Below are 19601 nucleotides of genomic sequence, written 5' to 3' on the forward strand. Positions count from 1 at the left end.
AAATAAAAAGTGCCTGAAACAGACAACAGTTTTTCTGTTCCTGTTTACACTTGAACAACGCTGCTAGTCCAAACCAGCACTATTCTGGCTTTGTGGCCACAAGCGGGTTCCAAGGGCGTTACGCCGTGGCACGCACCTGCACTGCCTGAAACCCCCGCTCATATTCTGGATAAGCCGGAACACTGCGTAATGTTCCGGTTTATGCCTGCTTTTTTACATAACCTTACTGTGCAACGGGCGTGCATACCGCCTGAACGGGCTGGCCGCTCATAACCGCTGCTGTAAAGGCCGCAGAATCCACCATGGATGCCAGAACAGCCTGAGAGTGGTCCTGCCCCTTATACAGATGTGCCTGCACAACTGTGCCCGCCTTGCAGGCATCCTTGACCAGCATAAGCTGCCCCTGGGGTGCTACGTCCCTGTCTGTCATGCCAATGCCAACGAACAATGGGACATCAAGCTTGAGCGTAGGGAACAGCATGCCTTTAAACGCCGGTGCCAAAGCCTGTGGCAGAGTTGGTTCGAACGCATTGGCCCGCGTCAGCCCTTCGGTTTTTATGCGCTCCATCAACGGACGAGCGCATATTTCCGATGCAGCATGGAATGCGGGCATGGCGCGCGGCGTAAAGGCCTGCTCCGGATTGAACGCAGGGTTAAGCCCGGCCTCGGATGCACCAATCAGCAAGGCATAAGCAACAACCGGGTCTATGCCGCTGGCACTGTTCTGCGGCTTGGCATGCAGCACGGCCTTGATAACCTCGGGCGACATGTAGGGAATACCCGTGGCCACCACCCCACGCACATGCAATGCCGGAGCGTATGCCGGGGCATACGCCGCGGAGGCAAAAGCCGCCCCCGCCCCCTGCGACTGCCCCACAATCATGATATTGTTGCTCAGGTCGGGCAGACCGGCCAGTGCAGCCTTTACCCCATCAAGCACACTGTAAGCTTCTGTCCGGGCGTTCAGGTACGGGTGTGTGCCATCGCTCCCCAAGCCCTGATAATCGGTTGCGACAATAGCAAACCCACGGCGCAGCCACTCACTCAGATATGTCTGGTCCCGTGTGGAGCGGGGGTTGAGAGAGGGCGCGCAACTATTGGCAACCCCCACCGTACCGTGTGCCCATGCCACAACAGGCCAGCCACCCTGTGGGGCCGGGCCCGCAGGGTAAATAACAACCCCCGTAACCGGCACCAGCCCAACACCTGACACCCCATTGGTGGACAGATACTTAATGCTAAAAGCCGGACCACTCCCCGTAACCCCCAACGCGGGAGCTAGCGGCTGGTGCTGCGTTAATGCACCACTAACCGGCACAGGTGGGGCCGGAACCTGCGGTGCTGGCGTCTGGCATGCCGCCAGAGCAAGCAGGGAAACAGCAGCAACAAGACGTGGGACGGATTTCATAAAAGACCCCTTATACGGGGCTTAAGCGCCCCACATTGCAAAAAACGGCGGAAATACAAACATTCCGCCAATTTCATGCCCGCAGAGTTTCATTATCCCGCCCCGGACGCAAGGACACAAAAAACCAAACGCGCCCCGCCCTGAACTGCTCAGGGCGCTTCGGTCACGCGCCAGATGGTATTCCCCACATCATCGGCAACAAGGAGCGCGCCATTCTGGTCAATAGCCACGCCCACAGGCCGCCCATGCACATGTTCCTGATCAGGGGTGAGGAAGCCTGTCAGCACCTCCTGTGCAGCGCCGTCGGGTTTGCCCGCGTTAAAGGGAATATAAATGACCCTGTAACCACTTTTTGGCCGCCGGTTCCAAGACCCGTGCTGCCCAACCATAACACCCTGACGCATGGCTTCAGGCAACAGCCGTGCGGTATCTGTAAATGTCAGGCCGAGAGATGCGGTATGCGGGCCGAGCGCATAATCAGGCACCAGTGCGGTAGCGACCAGATCGGGGCGTGGTGAGCTCACCCGCACATCCACATGCTGGCCGTAATAACTATAGGGCCAGCCGTAAAACCCTCCCTCCTGCACCGATGTCATGTAATCCGGCACAAGGTCACTGCCAATTTCATCACGTTCATTGACTGCCACCCATAAGGCACCTGTTTTGGGCTCCCACCCCATGCCATTTGGGTTGCGCAAACCTGTTGCATATGGCTCCAGCTTTCCGGTTTTCAGGTCCAGCCTGTCAATCCGTGCGCGGCCTTCCTCCACCGCCATGCCGTGTTCGGCCACATTACTATTGGAGCCGACGGTCACATATAAAAATCGCCCATCCGGGCTGGCCAGAATGTTTTTGGTCCAGTGGTGGTTATACCCTGCGGGCAGATCAGCCACTTTTACAGGTTCGGCCGTAATATGCGTATCCCCCGGATGGTAGGGGAATTTTACAATGGCATTGGCGTTTGCCACGTAAAGGTCATTCCCGACCAGCGCCATGCCAAATGGGGAATAAAGATGGTCCAGCAGGACCGTTTGCAGTGTTGCTCTCCCCTGCCCTTTTTCATCACGCAGGAGCATAATCCTGTTGGGGCTGGGTTCCCCTGCGCCAACAGCCCCCATAACAAAACTGGCAATACGGTTCTTGAATGTTTGTATATCCGTTCCCGGAGAGTTGCTCTGGGCGACCAATACATCCCCATTGGGCAGGACATAGAGCCAACGCGGATGATCCAGCCCCGATGCAAAAGCCGCAACATCAAGCCCGGGGGCAGGAGTTGGGTGCTCCCCCTTGCCCCAACCTATGGGGTTGGCAATGTTAACCGTAGGCAACAGCCTTGGCGCAGGTGCGGGCAATTCGGGGGCAGGCCCCATACCCTGCTCCACAGCCAGCCTTGCCCGCTCTGTGCGGGAATACTGAACACCCCCACCAACAATGGCAGCCAACGCAACCAGCGCACCGCCCGCCACCCATATTCTTCGTGCCCCCATAACTCCGCCCTCCGTACAACGCACAACACTTAATCCATGTTAACCCGAACGCAGCATGTGGCCGCGGGTTTGCACGGCAAAAACCGCACTCGCAGGCGGCTCGCAGGAACACCGTGCATGATATAACACGAAATTTTATTGCATCTTCACACAGGAGCACGCGTTACTTCAAACGCTCTCTCCATCACGAGAGAGGTACAACGCCTTGTTTGAGAACAATCATGTTCATACAGCCTCTTGCTCCTGTGGGTCACAGCCTGCTGCTTTCCTTTATTGTTGCAGCCTGCCCCATTCTTGTTACCCTGTTTCTTATGGGGGTTTTGCGCCGCCCAGCCTGGCAGTCCTCCCTTGGGGGGCTGGCCGTGGGGCTGGTTATTGCCATTGGCCTATGGGGCCTGCCCCCTGCACTGGCTGTGGCCAGCATAACCAACGGCATGGTTTTTTCGCTGCTGCCGGTCATGTGGATCGCGCTGTGCGCCCTGCTGCTGTTTAACGTTGCCGTGCATAACGGCCGGTTTGATGCGTTCAGGGGCTGGATTATCCGGCATGTCCCCAATGACCGCCGCATAATCCTGATCGTGCTTGGCTTCTGCTTCAGCGCAGCGCTGGAAGGGGTTGCCGGGTTTGGCACACCCGTTGCCATTACAAGTGCGTTGCTGATCATGCTGGGTTTTCCCGCACTGGATGCGCTAACCTATGTGCTCATCTTCAATTCAGCACCTGTAGCTTTTGGGGGGCTGGGCATTCCCGTAACCGTGCTGGGCTCCATTACCGGGCTGCCGCCTGATGTGCTTGGTGCGACCATTGGCCGCCAGCTGACCCCCTTTGCCTGCCTTATTCCGTTTTATGTTATGGCGCTTTACGGTGGGTGGCGCTCCATACGGCAGACATGGCCCATTCTGCTTGTAGCTGGTGGAAGCTTTGCCCTGACCCTGCTCGTCATTTCCGGCGCGGGGCTGTACAGCCTGAGCAATGTGCTGTCTTCCAGCGTATCTCTTGTGGCCAGCATTGTGTTCCTGCGCTTCTGGCAGCCTGCGCCGGACCCAGCATATGCCATAGACCTTAGCCGGATCAACGCGGAAAAACCCGCCAACGTAGCCCCCGTGCCGCTCTGGCAGGGCTGGATTCCGTGGGTTACGGTTATTGCCGTTGTTATCGCGTGGGACGCACTGCACGTTGCCCGTATTGGCGCGCTGCCCATACACTGGCCGGGGCTGGACAATGCTGTTTTCATATCGCTGTACAAATCCGTTTATGCTGCGGTCTGGAAGTTTGAACCCCTTGGCACGGGCACGGCCATTCTGGTTTCCGCTATTCTGAGCGCCCTGCTCACCCGCACTACGTTGCGCCAGTTTGGTGCGGCCATTGTCACCACCGTGCGGCAGGCATGGCTGGCGGTTGTAACCGTAGCACTGACCATTGGTCTGGCGTTTTTGATGAACTATTCGGGCATGACCTACACGCTGGGCTATGCGGTATCTTCCACCGGCATGTTCTTCCCGCTTGTTTCGGTCTTTCTGGGCTGGGTGGCTGTCTTCCTGACCGGGAGCGACACATCGGGCAATGCGCTCTTTGGCAACCTGCAGGTGGCTGCCGCCCACCAGCTCTCGCTTGACCCGGTTCTGTTTGCCTCGGCCAATTCCTCTGGCGGGGTCATGGGCAAGATGATCTCACCCCAGAATATCACTACCGGTGTATCCGTAACCTCACTCAAAGGGCAGGAGGGTGTTGTGCTGGCGCGCACATTCAAGCACAGCCTGTTCCTGACCTTCTGCATGGGGGTGCTGGTGGTTATCCAGCAGTTTGTCCTGCGTTAGTCACAACCTCCGCGCTCCCTTTTGCCGGAGAGCGCGGGGGCTTTTTGGCTTCAGGCGACAGGTTGCAGAATATGCACCTGCAAGGGCGCTTCCAGCTTGCCTTCCAATGCGGCAGCCAGTTGTTTGAAGTGCGGTGTTTCCATATGGTCAGCCAGAGCCTGCCGGCTGGCCCAGCGTTCAATAAAAATCAGTGTCTGCGGGTCATCCAGATCCCGGTTGGGCACATACTGGCGGTTTGTAGCCTCCGCGCGCGACGCAGGCGCACAGGCCGCCATGGCTTTTGCAACCGCATCCTCACAGCCCGCTTTGGTCTTGAGAACGGCAACGACCGTAATTTCATCGCTCATGGGTAAAAACCTTCTGTCTTCTCAAAAAGGGATAATAGCGGGCATGATAGAAAACTGACACCGCCCTGACTACCAGCTTATTGCCCTGTTTTTGCGCGTTCAAATACGCTGCCGCGCATTTGCTGGGTTGGAGGGAACAGGCACGCCCTTTATAGTCCCGCCTAAGCCCCACCCCTTGGTGGGCCGGTTCCTGCTCTGGTCCACCCAAGCGCAGGCCGCCCCGATCTCTGGCCCCTCACGCACCGGATTGACCTTTCCATGCTTCCTGTTCTGATGTTTCCACAGTTCGACCCGGTGCTGGTGCATTTCGGGCCATTGGCCGTTCGCTGGTATGCGCTGTCTTATATTCTGGGCATTGTGCTGGGCATCATGCTGCTCCGTAAGCTGCTGGCCCTGCGCCCGCGGGCTGGCACAACAGAACTGGCGGACGACTTTTTAACATGGGTCACCATTGGCGTGCTTGTGGGCGGGCGGCTTGGTTACGTGCTGTTCTACCAGCCTAGCTATTACCTCAGCCATCCGCTTTCCATACTGGAAGTGTGGCATGGGGGCATGTCCTTCCATGGGGGCGCGCTCGGGGTCATTACCGCCATGGTGCTGTTTACCTGGCGGTATAAGCTGAACTTTCTGGCTTTTGCAGACCGCGTGACCGTGGCTGTTCCCATCGGGCTGGGGCTGGGGCGTCTGGCCAACTTCATTAACGGGGAACTCTGGGGCCGCGAGGCCCCGGCAAGCCTGCCCTGGGCCATGATTTTCCCTACCGGGGGGCCAATCCCGCGCCACCCTTCCCAGCTTTATGAATCCCTGACCGAAGGGCTTTTGCTGTTTTTAATTCTGTTTACCGCATCCCGCCGCCTGTCGGTACGGGAACATCCCGGTTTTCTGGCTGGCATGTTTCTGGCAGGATATGGCTGTGCACGATCCTTTTGCGAGTTCTTTCGCGAGCCGGATTCCTTTCTCGGCTACCTGCCCGGCGGCATTACCATGGGGCAGCTGCTCTGCCTGCCCATGCTGGTCGCAGGCATTGGCCTGATGCTGTACGCCCGCCGCCAGCCCATTTACGTCGGCCTGCCCGACCCGCAAGATCAACCCGCTGAAAAAAACTGAACGGACCTATGGCACCACACATCTACCACGCAGAGCGACTTGACCACTTTATGGCACGGGTAAACGCCCAGTATTACGCCGAGACACCGTTCCTGTCGGACTTTATTACCGCGCCAGAAATTTCTCAGGTTTTTGGCGAACTGCTGGGTGCGTGGGCCATTACGGTGTGGCAGGGCATGGGCAGCCCCGCCAAGATCATTCTGGCCGAAGCCGGCCCGGGGCGGGGCACACTCATGGCCGATGCCCTGCGTGTCATCACCCGTCAGGCCCCTGCCATGGCGCAGGCGCTCAGTGTGCATCTGGTCGAAACATCCCCCCGGCTGCGGCAGGTGCAGGCAGAAATACTGCAGCCTTACACGCAGCCCGTGTGGCACAAACACGTCGAGGACATACCCGCCAGCCCCATGATCCTGCTGGCCAACGAGTTTCTGGACGCCCTGCCCGTGCGGCAGTTCATCCAGACCAGCACGGGCTGGCATGAGCATTATGTGGCCAACAAGACGCTGGAGCTGATCGCCTGCCCCCCGCCTACCCTGCCGGACAGCCGTGTGCTCGAACCCAATACGGTTGTGGAAGTCTGCGAACAGGCCCAGCATATTGTGCGTGGCCTTGCCCACAGGTTTACCCATTCCCCCGGTGTGGCGCTGTTTATTGACTATGGGCACAACACAAGCTCCACTGGGGATTCGCTTCAGGCGCTGCGCCATGCCCGCCCGACCCATCCGCTTCAGGCGGAGGAAGGTGAGGCAGACCTGACCACCCATGTCGATTTTACAGCCCTGCTGGCCGTAGCCCGCAAAGGTGAGGCCGCCACTTACGGGACCGAAGATCAGGGTGATTTTTTGCAGCATCTGGGCATTATGGAACGCACCGAACAACTGGCACGCAACGCCGCACCACAGGATGCAGCCATGCTGCGTTCGGCTGCAAACCGGCTGGTCGCACCAGATAAAATGGGGCATCTGTTCAAGGTCATGGCGCTGGCCAGCCCTTCCCTGCCTACGCCTCCCGGCTTTACGAAAGGTCCGGTTGCATGAGCGGCTCCTCCACCGCCCCCACTGGTCTGGCCCCCCTGACCAGCCCCCTGCTGGGGCAAGCCCGGCATGGTTTTTTTACGCGTGAAGGCGGTGTGTCCAGTGGCCCGTATGCCAGCCTGAACTGCTCCACCCGATCAGGGGATAGCGCAGAAAATCTGGCACGCAACCGCCAGCTTGTTGCCAGCCATATGGGTGTGCAGGCAGACTGCCTGCTGGGTGTAACACAGGTGCATGGCCCAGTCGTTGTGACGGCTACCAGCCCGTGGCCTGCCGGCACCGGCGCTGAGGCAGATGCACTGGTAACCAGCAACCCCGCACTGGCCATAGGGGTGATTACGGCAGACTGTGCCCCGGTCCTGTTCAGCACTGCGCAAGGCACCGTTGTTGGCGCGGCCCATGCAGGCTGGCGCGGTGCATTAAGTGGCGTGCTGGAAGCAACAATAGAGGCCATGCTCCCCCTTGGTGCCGTGCGGGAAGATATACGCGCCGTAGTTGGCCCCTGCATTGCGCAGGAAAGCTATGAAACAGCCGAGGACATGCACACCGCCATTACAAGTGCTGACAAACAGGCTGCCCGTTTTTTTGCCCCCGGCAAACAGGCAGGCCATTACCAGTTTGATCTGGCCGGATGGTGTGTTTTTCGCCTGCAACGTGCAGGGCTCAGGCATGTAGCCGCTCTGGGCGTGGATACACTGAGTGACGAGACACGTTTTTTCAGCCACCGGCGGCGTACGCTGGCGGGGGGCGGCCCCATTGGACACCAGATTTCTGTTATCGCCACGGGAACCCGTAACGGATGAAACGCCGCCAGCAGCCTTTACGCCTAGCCTTTTCCTGTTCCGCCCTGCTTTTGCTGGGCGGCTGCCTTGATGTGCCACACCCGTTTGCACATTCAGGCAAAAACGGGCCGGGACTGGCTGCCAATGCGCCCCCTGCACGGCTGGATGTACCCACCCCACCCAATGCCCTGCTCTCCGACGCCAATGCCAGCCTGTGGGCCAAGGATGTCGCACAGGCACTCCTCCAGCAGACCATTCCAGCCATTGCCCAGCCCACACGCAAGGGGGATTGGTGGCTGAACATGCGGGCCGAACTGCGCAACGGGCAGGTTGTGCCCATTTATACGGTCATGACCCCCAAAAACACGGTTCGTGCCACGCAGGAGGGCCAGCCGGCTCCAATGGAGCAATGGTCTGCGGGGGACGGGCCATTCTTCACGCTGGTTGCGCAGGATGCGGCAAGCCGCATTGCCGCGGTCCTGACGGGTATTCAGGCTGATGATATGGACAAGGACCCGCACAGCCTTAAGCACCGGGCCGCGCGGGTGTATTTTACAGGCGTTACCGGCGCTCCGGGCGATGGCAACACATCACTGGCGCAAGCCTTTGCCGCCTCGTTCCGGGATAGTGAGGATACAATCCAGAACTCGGCCAAAAATGCCGACTTTATTGTAAGCACCACCGTAAAGCTCACGCCCGGCCCGGCTGGCACTACGGGGCACCCTCAGGAACATATCGAAATTGTTTGGCATGTTGTGGATGCAAACGGCAAGGAGGCCGGGGCCGCCACGCAACTACATGACATAGACGCCCATTCGCTCGACCAGTATTGGGGGGATGTGGCCGTAGCAGCAGCGCAGGAAGCCGCCGCCGCCACAAAACAGATTATTGACCGCTATTCCGGCCGGGATAATGCCCCTCTTGCGGCCCCCGGCACATCCAAACCAGCCCCGGCAGCGCCTGCCACCACGCCCGCTCCGGCGGGCTGAGCGGGGCAAGGATAACCCCGGCAGGTATAGTGCCTCAACCCACGCAGGCTGGAGGCCAGAAGCACCTGCCTAGAGGTGTGATTCAGGCGAGATCACAACGCACCCGCTCAGTTTGCGGCAGGCGCCCACTGCATCGGTATGCGACAGGTTGGTGAGACGCGCACGATACAGCCGTCCCTTTTTTGCCTGCACCACAGCAATTTGTACCCGCGCGCCAGAGAGGGATGTGTTCTGGTGCTGTGCCCGCCCCGATGCCTGCTGCGCCAGAGCAGCGGAACCAAACGCACCAACCTGAATAGCCCAGTTTCTGGCATCCACACCGCGTACCTTCCTGCTCAGCAAGGGAGCGGGTTCCGCATGCGCCATGGGGATCAGGCGTAAACTGCCCCCTTTGCGCCCATCCGCCACGCTTAGCCGGGCCGGTTCGGGATCAGACACACCCGATTCGGTCAGGGGCGCGGGAATATATGCGGGTTCATCTGTTTCCGCCTCCCCCGCCTGAGCAACCTGCACGGGTGTCTCTGGGGTGGTCTGCGCGGTTGCTCCCAGCCGTTTGGCCCATATGGCCCGTACATCCGATGGGCTTTCCGTCAGCCCATCCACTCTTGTTTTACGTGAAACAGGATGCCAGTCCTGCCCATAGGTGGCTGCGGGGGCACTGGCGGTATCTGCCGTATCATCCCCAATGGCGTCCGCCACCTGCACGGGCTGCATGCTCCCCTGCTGCCGGGCCGACCATGCCGCCTGTACAGCGCTTATGCCGCCAGCATTCCGGCCAGCGCCATTGCCAACCGCCCTTTGTGTAAAGGAATCATGGCTGGCCACCTGCATATCGGCCTGAGAGCGATTGAGGGGTGAAATACCCACAATACGCCGCCCGATGGAGGCCACGTAATTCCGTGTCTCCCGCGGGAGGGTCCGGTTACGGGTGATAAAATCTTCCAGACGTCCAGGGCCCGCATTATATGCGGCCAGAAAGCCGGGGGAGCCATAAACATCGTATAACTGCCGTAAATATGCAGTCCCCGCCATGATGTTATCGTGCGGCTCGTAAGCATCCCCACCCAGATTATACGCGGCGCGCATTTCATCATAGGTTGGGGGCATAAGCTGCATCAGGCCCATGGCGCCGGGGCCGGATGTCACAAGCTGGCCGTCATGGAACAGCTTGCCGCCGGATTCCTGCTGGATAACGGCGCGCACCCACTCCTCTGGCACATCAAAGCGTTTGGAAGCTTCGCGGATATAAGGGCCCCACGGGTCTTCCGCCGGGCCGGGAGGCGCATAGTAGGACCGGGCATGAGCACGGTAGAACTCGGCTTCCTGCGCTATGGGAACATCCGTATCGCTTCCACCCGGCTGGCCAGCACAGGCCGCCAGCACAGCCAGCAGCCCCAGAGCAAGCACACCCCTGATACCACGCCCAAACCTGATGAGGGCATTACGGGCGGCACAACAGTCTTGCATCCTGGAAAAGGGCTGTCTGCCTGTCATGCTGTTTTATCCATCCTTGCCGTGGCACAGGAAAACCGGCCGGTTCCATGCTCACTCCTGCATGACCGGACCAGAAAATACGCCCATGTGTTTATACGGGCCATACCCCACATGCAAGAAAACGCTCCACCCACGTTCAAGCGTTTTGTGGAAGAACCGGCTTTACTATGCGCAAACAACACGAACATGGCTATTTTTACCCATGGGCTGGCCAGAACATGCCAAAATCCCCAGCCGGAGACTGTGTTCTTCAACTTGGCTTATTTTATGGCACGCACACCCGTACGTAACAATTCTGATGCGTGTGGTTTGCCCTGCCACATGCCACCAGCAGCTTTTACAAAAAGCGGATAAACTTGAGCAAAAACCATGTTCCCATCATGATCAGAAAACACAGTCCACCCGCATCCACCGTGCCCCAGCGGCCATCGGTCAGGAACATGCCGCCCGTATTCATGCCAAAAAAGCCGGTGACCAGCGTTGCGGGGAGCATAAGAATGGTGCCCACGGTCAAAATATACAGCCGACGGTTGGTTTCTTCCGCCTGATTGGATGTCAGTTCATCCTGCAAGGAACGGGCCCGATCCTGAAGGGCCAGAAGGTCATCGAGCGCAGCATGAACCTGCCGGTGTGAGCGGTCCTTCAGGTCGTCCTCGGCCCATTCGGGCAGTTCCAGCTCTTCATCACGGAAAATACGGTCCACGGGAGCCAGCACCCGCCGCAGCTCCGTGGAACGGCGGCGCACCATACCCAGCAGGCCGCTCATACGGCCCAGATCCGTATCCCGGTCGAGCATCAGCAGCACATCTTCCGCCCGGTCAAGCTGGTCATCCAGCCGGGCAAAGTCACGCCGCAATGTATCTGCAAATTCCAGCAGGGCGCGGTCCACCACCTTGGCGGGGGAGCGGGGCACCAGCCCACGCTTGAGTTCGTGGAACACAACACCAAGGGCGGGAATAGGGTGGCGGCGGGTGGTGAGCAGCAGGTCTGGCTCAAGGGCAAAACGCCACGTGCTGACGTTGCGATCATCATCGGTGGAGGTATCGTCAAACGCGGGGAGTGCGCCGAACACAATATCCCCCTCGTTTTCCAGCCGGGTGCTACGTTCCAGGTTGGTCAGAACCTGCCGCACTTCTTCCGGCAGGGAGGGAATGGTCTCGATCTGATGGCGGGACATGGTGTGGACAATATCAAAATGAAACCACGCCCAGCCTTCACCCTCGGCAAATTCGGGGGGGAAGTTCCCCGTTGTCAGGCGGTGAACCACCACATCGCGCTCAAGCTCCTGCGGCTCCTGACCGGGGCGGCAGTAAATGGCCCAGACCAGACCATCACGCAGCAGGGTTCCCCCTTCAGAAAGCAGATCGGTCAGTTGAGACAAGGTGGTTCCAGCCAATTCCGATCTCCCTGCTCTGCTAATCTGTTATGGGGGGGGTTCCAATGCACCGCAAACCATCTGATTCTGCGGTAATAAAGACGTCAAGCAAACGCTATAACACGCACAAGCCACACAAAAAGGGGAGAGGTCAACCACCTCTCCCCTTTCTGGCTCATTATTTAAAGAGACCGTATTGTTGGCCGCCGTGGTGCGTTCCCCCGCTCCTGCCGGGGGCGGGCAGTGCCGCTGGGCCGGTTGTTGGATTTGAGAACAGGAGCCGCCGTAAGCTCGGCCTCAAGCTGGGCAATGCGTTTGCGCACACTCTCCTTGAGTGCAGGAGATGTGTGGGACTTCATGGCAGCCAGCGTTTCCTTCAGGTCACGCAGCTGCTTCTGTTTTTCCGGCAGGGAGCGCCGGATTGGCTGGTTATCAGACATCTGGCCGCGAAAAGCGCGCATGAACAGACCCTCCATCAAATCAAGACCGTGCGGCGGGGTCGCGGCACGGTTTATGTCTTAAAAATTTAATACCTGACCGCCTTGCCAAACCCACCGCGCACACTGCGCGGCACAGGCCCGAGCAAGGCTGTAACGGCTGGGCGAATGACCAGACAGTTTTTACGAATTGCGAAGAACACTGTCGCGCAACACATCAAGCAAGGCCTGACACTGCTCTTGCGTTCCCACCGTAACGCGCAACCACGCCATTGTGCGTTCACCCTTGAGGTGGCGGACAAGAATGGCCCGGGCTCTCAACTGCGCCGCGAGTTCTCCTGCATCACGGTCGGGGTGCCGAGTGTAAACAAAGTTTGCCATGGACGGCAAGACTTCAAAACCAAGTCCACGCAGTCCTTCACTCAGCATCGTGCGGCTGTCCATAACCCGCTGCACGCTTTTGGCAAACCAGTCTTCATCCTCAACAGAGGCCAGAGCCCCCGCCTGTGCCAGACGGTCCAGCGGGTACGAGTTAAAGCTGTCCTTGACCCGCACCAGTGCCTCAATCAGATCAGGCTGCCCAAAGGCAAAACCCACCCGAGCCCCTGCCAACGCGCGGGATTTGGAAAAAGTCTGCACAACCAGCAGGTTAGGATAATCGCGGACCAGTTCCACCGCACTCTGTGCGCCAAAATCCACATAGGCTTCATCGACCAGCACCACCCGCTCGGGGTGCATGTCCAGCAACTGGCGTATGGCATCCAGCCCCAGAGCAATACCCGTTGGCGCATTGGGGTTGGCAATGACCACGCCACTGCATGGACCGGTGTAATCCTCCACCGCAATGCCCATATCCGCACGCAATGGCACCATGCGGTAAGGCAGTTTGTACAGCCCACAGTAAACCTTGTAAAAACTGTAGCTGACATCGGGGAAGAGCAGCGGATCCCCGTGTGCAAACAGAGCCTGAAAAGCGTGGGCCAGCACCTCGTCCGAGCCATTACCAACAAACACATGGTCCGCACCCAGCCCCACACGCTGGCCCAGCGCCGTGCGCAGTGCCAAGGCTTCCGGGTCGGGGTAAAGGCGCAGGGAGTCATTGGTGGCAGCCTTTATGGCCTCCAGCGCACGGGGGGATGGGCCATAGGGCGATTCATTGGTGTTCAGCTTGATCAGATTGGCAATTTTTGGCTGCTCACCCGGCACGTAAGGCGTAAGGGTGTGAACAAGAGGGCTCCAGAAACGGCTCATTCCGATCATTCCATGCACATAAGTTGAACGGCCTGCGCTGGCAGGCCGTTGCTCAAAAAAGCTCAGTCAAAAAATCAGGCGCGGCACAGCCTTGCAGCAGTACCCCTGCATCAGGCTCAGGCGGAAACGCCTACCGCTTTTTTCAGGTCCTGCAACAATGCGCCATTGCCCTGCCGCTGGGCCAGGTCCAGGGCATTCAGGCCCTCCCCATCACGCAGCAGCACATTGGCCCGCGCCCCAAGCAGCACACGGGCAACATCGTCCCGCCCGAACATGACCGCAAACATAAGCGGCGTGCGGCCTACGGCATTGGCGGCATCTACCTCGGCACCGGCGGCAAGCAGCATGCTCACCAAGGCAACATCCCCTTTAAACGCCACACCCGAAAGGGCGGTGGAGCCTTTTTCATCCTTCAGGTTCGGGTCCGCGCCACGGTCCAGCAGTATGCGCACGGCGTCCGTGTGCCCGTTATAGGCCGCCAGAATAAGGGGGGTGTACCCTTTTTCCATCCTGAGATTCGGGTCCATGCCAGCTTCAAGGAAGCGGGCCAGCAGGTCCGCATCCCCTTCTCTGGCTGCGTTAATAAACAGGGCTTCCACCTGCTCACGCGTAAAAGCCTGCCCGCCTTCTCCGGCTGCCGGATTGGCGGGGGCCTGCTCGGACTGTGTCCGTGTAGACTCTTCTGTCATGGCTGACCTCCGGAAAAAACGGTTTATCCTGATCAGGGCAACGTCCTGCCCTGCGCGATTGTTCCATTTTGTCACATTGCCTACCCACCGCAAAGCAACTTGTTGGCATATGGCGGGCGGGGAACATGGCAGAACAACAACTCTTTTGATATAATGGGTTGAACTGGATAACTCCGCAAGGGTTCCGCTCCCGGCAAGCTCGTCTCTTGCCGAAAAATGCAGAACCGTGGAATTGTGCAAAAACGTCTTTTAATGGGGCCTCGTGCGCAGGCCCCAACCCTATATTTGCGGGCTTTGGCACTAAAGCCCAGCTGGAGGACAGGCCCGCTATGCGCGTTTCTTTTTCTACCCCCCTGCGTGCACCTGCCGGGGCAGAAGCCGGTAGAGTGAACAGCCCCGATACGCTGTGCATCAACACCATCCGCACTCTGGTGATGGATGCCGTGCAGAACGCCAATTCCGGGCACCCCGGGGCCGCCATGTCCATGGCCCCCATTGCCTACACCCTGTGGCAGAACACCCTGAATTACGACCCCACTGCCCCGCTCTGGCCCAACCGTGACCGCTTTGTGCTGTCCATCGGCCATGCCTCCATGCTGCTTTACGCGCTTATTCATGTTGCAGGCATCCGGCAGGTCACCAACGGCAAGGTTACGGACGAACCCGCCCTGAGCGTGGAAGACCTCCGCCAGTTCCGCCAGTTTGGTTCCAAAACTCCCGGCCACCCCGAATACGGCCACACAACGGGGGTGGAAACCACAACGGGGCCGCTGGGTGCAGGCTGTGGCAATTCCGTAGGCATGGCCATTGCCGAAAAATGGCTGGCCGCGCGCTACAACATGCCCGGCTTTACGCTGTTCGACCACCATGTGTACACCCTGTGCGGGGACGGGGACATGATGGAAGGCGTATCCAGCGAGGCCGCCTCCCTTGCCGCACACCTGGAACTGGGCAACCTGACATGGATCTATGATTCCAACCGGATTTCCATCGAAGGCTCGACCGATGTTGCGTTTACCGAAAACGTAGCCGAACGCTTTGCCGCCTATGGCTGGCAGGTGCTTGAGCTCAAGGACGCCAACGACACAGCCGCTTTTGCAGAACTTCTGGCCCAGTCCCGCGCCCAGACCAGCAAACCAACCCTGATTATTGCGCACTCGGTTATTGCATGGGGTGCCCCGCACAAGGCTGGCAAGGCATCCGCCCATGGTGAGCCACTGGGTGCGGAAGAAGTGCGCGAAACCAAAAAGTTCCTCAACTGGCCCGAAGACAGCAGCTTTGCCGTGCCCGATGCCGTTCTGCCGCACATGCGCGCAGGGCTTGGCGCACGCGGGCTGGCCGCACGCACGGCATGGGAAAAACTGTTCGCGGACTACCGCACCGCCCACCCGGAAAAAGCGGGCGAACTGGACGCCATTTTCAGCGGCACCCTGCCCGAAGGCTGGGATGCGGATATTCCGCTTTACCCGGCAGACGCCAAGGGCACCGCTTCGCGCGCCAGTTCGGGCGAAGTGCTGAACGCCGTTGCAGGCCGCCTGCCGTGGCTGCTGGGTGGTTCGGCCGATCTGGCCCCCTCCACCAAAACGCTGCTCAAGGGGCAGGAGAGTTTTCAGCCTGCCAAATGGGGTGGCAGCTATGCTGGCCGCAACTTCCATTTTGGTGTGCGTGAACATGCCATGGGCGCCATTGTAAATGGCATGGCCCTGTATGGCCTACGCCCATATGGTGCAGGGTTCCTGATCTTTTCGGACTACATGAAGGCCCCTATCCGCCTGTCCGCCCTTATGGGGCTGCCAGTGACCTATATTTTCACCCACGATTCCATTGGCGTGGGCGAGGACGGGCCAACTCACCAGCCAATTGAGCAACTGGTGCAACTGCGTGCAACCCCCGGCCTGACCACCCTGCGCCCGGCAGATGCCAACGAAGTTGCCGAGGCTTGGCGCTACCTTATTACCAACCGCTCCGGCCCTGCAGCACTGGCCCTGAGCCGCCAGAACCTGCCGACACTGGACCGCACACGCTATGCCCCGGCCTCTGGTCTGGCAAAAGGTGCTTACGTGCTGGCCAGCAGCGAACAGACCCCCCGGGTGATCCTGATCGCAACCGGCAGTGAACTTTCGCTGGCAGTCGAAGCGTATGAAACCCTGAGTGCCCAAGGCGTGCCCGCCCGCGTGGTTTCCATGCCAAGCTGGGAACTGTTTGAAGCGCAGCCACAATCTTACCGCGAAAGCGTTCTACCTTCCGCCGTTACGGGGCGCGTGGTGGTAGAAGCGGGCTCCCCCATTGGGTGGGACCGTTACGCTGGCCCCACCGGCACCATTATTGCCATGAACGGCTTTGGCGCGTCTGGCCCGGCCAGCCAGCTGCTCAAGCACTTCGGCTTTACGGTGGATGCTGTTGTAGACGCCGCCCGCAAACAGGCGGGCTGAACCAGACAGCCCCTCTGGCGTAACGGTTACAGGACTAAAGCCCGGCTACTGCCAAACAGCAGCCGGGCAGGATAAGGATATGCACGTATGACCGCCTCTGTGCCAACAGGCAGCAACCCATTACAGGCCCTGGCCACGGTCCATCAGTCCCCCTGGCTGGACTTTATCCGCCGCTCCTTTGTGGAAGACGGTTCGCTGGCCAAACTGGTGCACAGTGGCGACATACGCGGCGTAACCTCCAACCCGGCCATCTTCCAGAAAGCCATGGGAGAAGGCACGGAATATGACCCGCAGATACGCGATATTCTGGCACATGAAACACTCTCCCCCGGCGCTCTGTACGAGCGGCTTGCCGTAGCCGACATTCAGGCCGCAGCCCATGTTCTGGCCCCTGTTTACGAGCAGACCAAAGGCCGCGACGGGTTTGTAAGCCTTGAAGTATCCCCCTATCTGGCGCGGGACGAGGCCGGGACTGCGCATGAGGCAAAACGGCTGTGGGCAGATGTAAACGCCCCGAACCTGATGATCAAAATCCCTGCAACACCGCAGAGCATTCCGGCCATCCGCCAGAGCATTGCCGCAGGGATTAACGTTAACGTCACGCTCATTTTCTCACTCGCAGCCTATGCGGATGTAGTGGAAGCATGGCTGAGCGGGCTGGAAGACCTCAAGGCCCGCGGGGGGGATCTGTCCCGCGTGGCCTCTGTGGCCTCGTTCTTTGTCAGCCGGATTGATGGCAAGATTGACGCCGTCATAGACCAGCGGACCAAAGCAGCGGACAAGGACGCAGAGCATCTTAAAAGCCTGCGCGGCAAGGTAGCCATTGCCAACGCCAAAATGGCCTATGCCTACTGGCAGAACATCATGCAGACCCCGCGCTGGAAAGCGCTGGAAGAAGCCGGGGCACAGACCCAGCGTCTGCTATGGGCTTCCACCGGCACCAAGGACAAAACCTATAGCGATGTGCTGTACGTGGACACGCTGATCGGCCCGCAGACAGTCAACACCCTGCCCCCTGCCACCATGGATGCCTTCCGCGACCACGGTACGGTCAGCGAAAGCCTGACACAGGGCGTGGCCGAAGCCCGCAAGGTGATGGAAGAGGCCGAACGCCTTGGCCTTGACCTGGATGGCGTAACCACCACGCTGCTCAATGAAGGTGTGAGCGCGTTTGAAGATGCGTTTGACGCCCTCCTTGGTTCCGTTGCTGCCAAACAGATCGCCCTGATGGGCAACAAGCTGACCACGTCCAGAACCAACCTGCCAGCCGACCTGCAAACGGCGCTGGATACGGGGCTGGAAGCATGGCGCAAGGATGGCACCATCCGCCGGCTGTGGCGCAAGGATGCCTCCGTCTGGACCGGCAATTCCGAATCCGACTGGCTGAACTGGCTGGATGTTGTGGACGAACGGCTGGCCCATGTGGACGAGCTGGAAGCGTTTCAGGCCGAGGTCAAGGCGCGCGGCTTCAAGCAGGTGCTGCTGATGGGCATGGGCGGCTCCAGCATGGGGCCGGAAGTGCTGGCCATGACCTTTGGCAAGCATGAAGGCTTTGGCCACCTGTATGTGCTGGACAGCACGGACCCGCAGCAGGTTGCGGCCTTTGAGCGCAAGATAGACCCTGAGCACACGCTGTTTATTGTTGCCTCCAAATCCGGCAGCACGCTTGAGCCCAATATTATGCTGTCCTATTTTCAGGATCTGGCCAAGCGCGCCCTCAAGGATAAAGCAGGCGCGCATTTTGTAGCCATTACAGACCCCGGCTCCAAGCTGGAGGCACTAGCCCGGCAGGAAGGGTTCTGGAAGGTTTTTGCAGGCGACCCCAAAATTGGCGGGCGCTATTCCATTCTCTCCAACTTCGGGCTTGTGCCAGCGGCTGCCGCCGGTGTGCCCATCCGCCTGTTTTTGGAAGATGCCCTGCGTGGCGTACGCCTGTGCGATGCCAGCGTGCCACCCGCGCTCAACCCCGGTGTGCAGCTTGGCACACTTATGGGCGTTGCCGCTCAGGCACTGGGCCGTGACAAGCTGAGCATTATTGCCACACCCCAGATTGCAAGCTTTGGGGCATGGCTGGAGCAGCTGGTGGCGGAATCCACCGGCAAGCACGGCAAAGGCATTATTCCGGTTGATAACGAAACTCTGGGTGGTCCCAGCCGCTATGGCCACGACCGGCTGTTTGTTTACCTGCGTCTGGCCCCCGAACACCGGCATGAGCAGGATGAGGCCATTGCAACCCTGATTGAAGCCGGGCAACCGGTGCTGACCATCACCTTGCACAACAAGCGCCAGATTGCGCAGGAGTTCTTCCGCTGGGAGGTGGCAACCGCTGTTGCCGGGGCTTTTCTGGGCATAGACCCGTTTGACCAGCCCGATGTGGAATCCACAAAAATCGAAACCCGCAAGCTGACCGCAGCTTACGAACAGACCGGCACACTGCCTGCGCAGGCTCCGTTTGCCGAATTTGGGCCTCTAGCCTTTTATACGGACCCCACCAACGCCGCTGCCGTAAAGGCCGAGAGCGCCTGTGGTGTTCTCAAGGCCCATTTTGACCGCGTAAAACCGGGTGACTACGTGGCCCTGCTCGCCTTTATCGAGCGTAACCGCGAAACGGCAGAATGGCTCCAGCACATCCGCCTGCATGTGCGTGATGCCAAAACCATTGCCACCTCAACAGGTTTTGGGCCGCGCTTCCTCCACTCCACAGGGCAGGCTTATAAAGGTGGCCCCAATACAGGGGTGTTCCTCCAGATTACGGCAGACAATGCGCGTGACCTGCCCGTACCCGGCACCAGCTACACGTTTGGCGTGGTCAAGGCCGCACAGGCCCGTGGTGATTTTGACGTGCTGAGCGAGCGCAAACGCCGCGCCCTGCGCGTGCATATCCGTGGCAATCTCAAGGAAGGGCTTGCAGCACTCGCCTCCGCCCTGCATGACGCCCTGTAATAAAGACTG

The 19601-nt window shown here is 59.5% G+C and carries 15 protein-coding genes; 7 read left to right on the forward strand and 8 right to left on the reverse strand.

Features of this window, described 5'->3' with window-relative positions:
- Positions 1 to 223: 223 nt before the first annotated feature.
- Entirely contained in the window at positions 224 to 1408 is a 1185-nt protein-coding gene (locus HK20_RS06225) for a lipase family protein (RefSeq protein ID WP_086646222.1), read from the reverse strand.
- Positions 1409 to 1557: 149 nt separating this feature from the next.
- Positions 1558 to 2895, reverse strand: coding sequence for a sorbosone dehydrogenase family protein (locus tag HK20_RS06230; RefSeq protein ID WP_086646223.1), 1338 nt, complete (start codon positions 2893 to 2895; stop codon positions 1558 to 1560).
- Between the two features lie 221 nt (positions 2896 to 3116).
- Here HK20_RS06230 and HK20_RS06235 point away from each other — a divergent pair, with 221 nt between their 5' ends.
- Positions 3117 to 4712: an L-lactate permease gene (locus HK20_RS06235; protein ID WP_086646224.1), complete on the forward strand. Its 1596-nt coding sequence runs from the start codon at positions 3117 to 3119 to the stop codon at positions 4710 to 4712.
- 50 nt (positions 4713 to 4762) lie between these two features.
- Here the strand turns inward: HK20_RS06235 and HK20_RS06240 are convergent, their stop codons facing one another.
- A complete protein-coding gene (locus HK20_RS06240; protein WP_086646225.1) occupies positions 4763 to 5059 on the reverse strand; it encodes a putative quinol monooxygenase in 297 nt (98 codons plus the stop codon).
- A gap of 258 nt (positions 5060 to 5317) precedes the next feature.
- Between HK20_RS06240 and lgt the strand changes: the two genes are divergently transcribed.
- From lgt to HK20_RS06260, 4 genes are read left to right on the forward strand one after another with little or no spacing between them, the layout of a single operon-like run.
- The gene (gene lgt / locus HK20_RS06245; protein WP_086646226.1) at positions 5318 to 6166 is read left to right on the forward strand and encodes a prolipoprotein diacylglyceryl transferase; all 849 of its coding nucleotides are present in this window, start codon (positions 5318 to 5320) and stop codon (positions 6164 to 6166) included.
- 8 nt (positions 6167 to 6174) lie between these two features.
- Positions 6175 to 7203, forward strand: coding sequence for a class I SAM-dependent methyltransferase (locus tag HK20_RS06250; protein ID WP_086646227.1), 1029 nt, complete (start codon positions 6175 to 6177; stop codon positions 7201 to 7203).
- A complete protein-coding gene (pgeF, locus tag HK20_RS06255; RefSeq protein ID WP_086646228.1) occupies positions 7200 to 8003 on the forward strand; it encodes a peptidoglycan editing factor PgeF in 804 nt (267 codons plus the stop codon). The genes HK20_RS06250 and pgeF overlap by 4 nt, the downstream gene beginning before the upstream one ends.
- Positions 8000 to 8971 carry a hypothetical protein gene (locus HK20_RS06260; RefSeq protein ID WP_086646229.1) on the forward strand — a complete coding sequence of 324 codons (972 nt, stop codon included), beginning with the start codon at positions 8000 to 8002 and terminating at the stop codon, positions 8969 to 8971. Before pgeF ends, HK20_RS06260 begins: the two co-directional genes overlap by 4 nt.
- A gap of 69 nt (positions 8972 to 9040) precedes the next feature.
- Here HK20_RS06260 and HK20_RS06265 read toward each other — a convergent pair whose 3' ends face one another.
- The 5 genes from HK20_RS06265 to HK20_RS06290 form a co-directional block, all read right to left on the reverse strand.
- Positions 9041 to 10465, reverse strand: a complete 1425-nt coding sequence (locus HK20_RS06265) for a lytic transglycosylase domain-containing protein (protein ID WP_086646230.1) — start codon at positions 10463 to 10465, stop codon at positions 9041 to 9043.
- 337 nt (positions 10466 to 10802) lie between these two features.
- Complete coding sequence (locus tag HK20_RS06275) at positions 10803 to 11861, reverse strand: transporter (protein WP_369823036.1); 1059 nt, start codon at positions 11859 to 11861, stop codon at positions 10803 to 10805.
- Positions 11862 to 12022: 161 nt separating this feature from the next.
- The gene (locus tag HK20_RS06280) at positions 12023 to 12301 is read right to left on the reverse strand and encodes a hypothetical protein (protein ID WP_086646257.1); all 279 of its coding nucleotides are present in this window, start codon (positions 12299 to 12301) and stop codon (positions 12023 to 12025) included.
- 159 nt (positions 12302 to 12460) lie between these two features.
- On the reverse strand, positions 12461 to 13528 hold the full coding sequence (hisC, locus tag HK20_RS06285) for a histidinol-phosphate transaminase (protein WP_086646232.1): 1068 nt from the start codon (positions 13526 to 13528) through the stop codon (positions 12461 to 12463).
- A 116-nt stretch (positions 13529 to 13644) separates the two neighbouring features.
- Entirely contained in the window at positions 13645 to 14217 is a 573-nt protein-coding gene (locus HK20_RS06290) for an ankyrin repeat domain-containing protein (protein ID WP_086646233.1), read from the reverse strand.
- 329 nt (positions 14218 to 14546) lie between these two features.
- Here HK20_RS06290 and tkt point away from each other — a divergent pair, with 329 nt between their 5' ends.
- A complete protein-coding gene (gene tkt, locus HK20_RS06295; RefSeq protein ID WP_086646234.1) occupies positions 14547 to 16649 on the forward strand; it encodes a transketolase in 2103 nt (700 codons plus the stop codon).
- An 87-nt stretch (positions 16650 to 16736) separates the two neighbouring features.
- Positions 16737 to 19592, forward strand: coding sequence for a bifunctional transaldolase/phosoglucose isomerase (locus tag HK20_RS06300; RefSeq protein WP_086646235.1), 2856 nt, complete (start codon positions 16737 to 16739; stop codon positions 19590 to 19592).
- Positions 19593 to 19601 lie beyond the last annotated feature (9 nt).

Origin of the sequence: Acetobacter sp. DsW_54 (genome assembly GCF_002153575.1) — a bacterium.
Classification (GTDB): domain Bacteria; phylum Pseudomonadota; class Alphaproteobacteria; order Acetobacterales; family Acetobacteraceae; genus Acetobacter; species Acetobacter fabarum.

Coding starts and splice junctions, on each gene's coding strand:
- HK20_RS06240 (WP_086646225.1), bottom strand. CDS start 5,059: ATGAGCGATGAAATTACGGTCGTTGCCGTTCTCAAGACCAAAGCGGGC.
- HK20_RS06280 (WP_086646257.1), bottom strand. CDS start 12,301: ATGCGCGCTTTTCGCGGCCAGATGTCTGATAACCAGCCAATCCGGCGC.
- HK20_RS06300 (WP_086646235.1), top strand. CDS start 16,737: ATGACCGCCTCTGTGCCAACAGGCAGCAACCCATTACAGGCCCTGGCC.
- lgt (WP_086646226.1), top strand. CDS start 5,318: ATGCTTCCTGTTCTGATGTTTCCACAGTTCGACCCGGTGCTGGTGCAT.
- HK20_RS06230 (WP_086646223.1), bottom strand. CDS start 2,895: ATGGGGGCACGAAGAATATGGGTGGCGGGCGGTGCGCTGGTTGCGTTG.
- HK20_RS06235 (WP_086646224.1), top strand. CDS start 3,117: ATGTTCATACAGCCTCTTGCTCCTGTGGGTCACAGCCTGCTGCTTTCC.
- hisC (WP_086646232.1), bottom strand. CDS start 13,528: ATGAGCCGTTTCTGGAGCCCTCTTGTTCACACCCTTACGCCTTACGTG.
- HK20_RS06225 (WP_086646222.1), bottom strand. CDS start 1,408: ATGAAATCCGTCCCACGTCTTGTTGCTGCTGTTTCCCTGCTTGCTCTG.
- HK20_RS06265 (WP_086646230.1), bottom strand. CDS start 10,465: ATGACAGGCAGACAGCCCTTTTCCAGGATGCAAGACTGTTGTGCCGCC.
- HK20_RS06290 (WP_086646233.1), bottom strand. CDS start 14,217: ATGACAGAAGAGTCTACACGGACACAGTCCGAGCAGGCCCCCGCCAAT.
- pgeF (WP_086646228.1), top strand. CDS start 7,200: ATGAGCGGCTCCTCCACCGCCCCCACTGGTCTGGCCCCCCTGACCAGC.
- tkt (WP_086646234.1), top strand. CDS start 14,547: ATGCGCGTTTCTTTTTCTACCCCCCTGCGTGCACCTGCCGGGGCAGAA.
- HK20_RS06260 (WP_086646229.1), top strand. CDS start 8,000: ATGAAACGCCGCCAGCAGCCTTTACGCCTAGCCTTTTCCTGTTCCGCC.
- HK20_RS06250 (WP_086646227.1), top strand. CDS start 6,175: ATGGCACCACACATCTACCACGCAGAGCGACTTGACCACTTTATGGCA.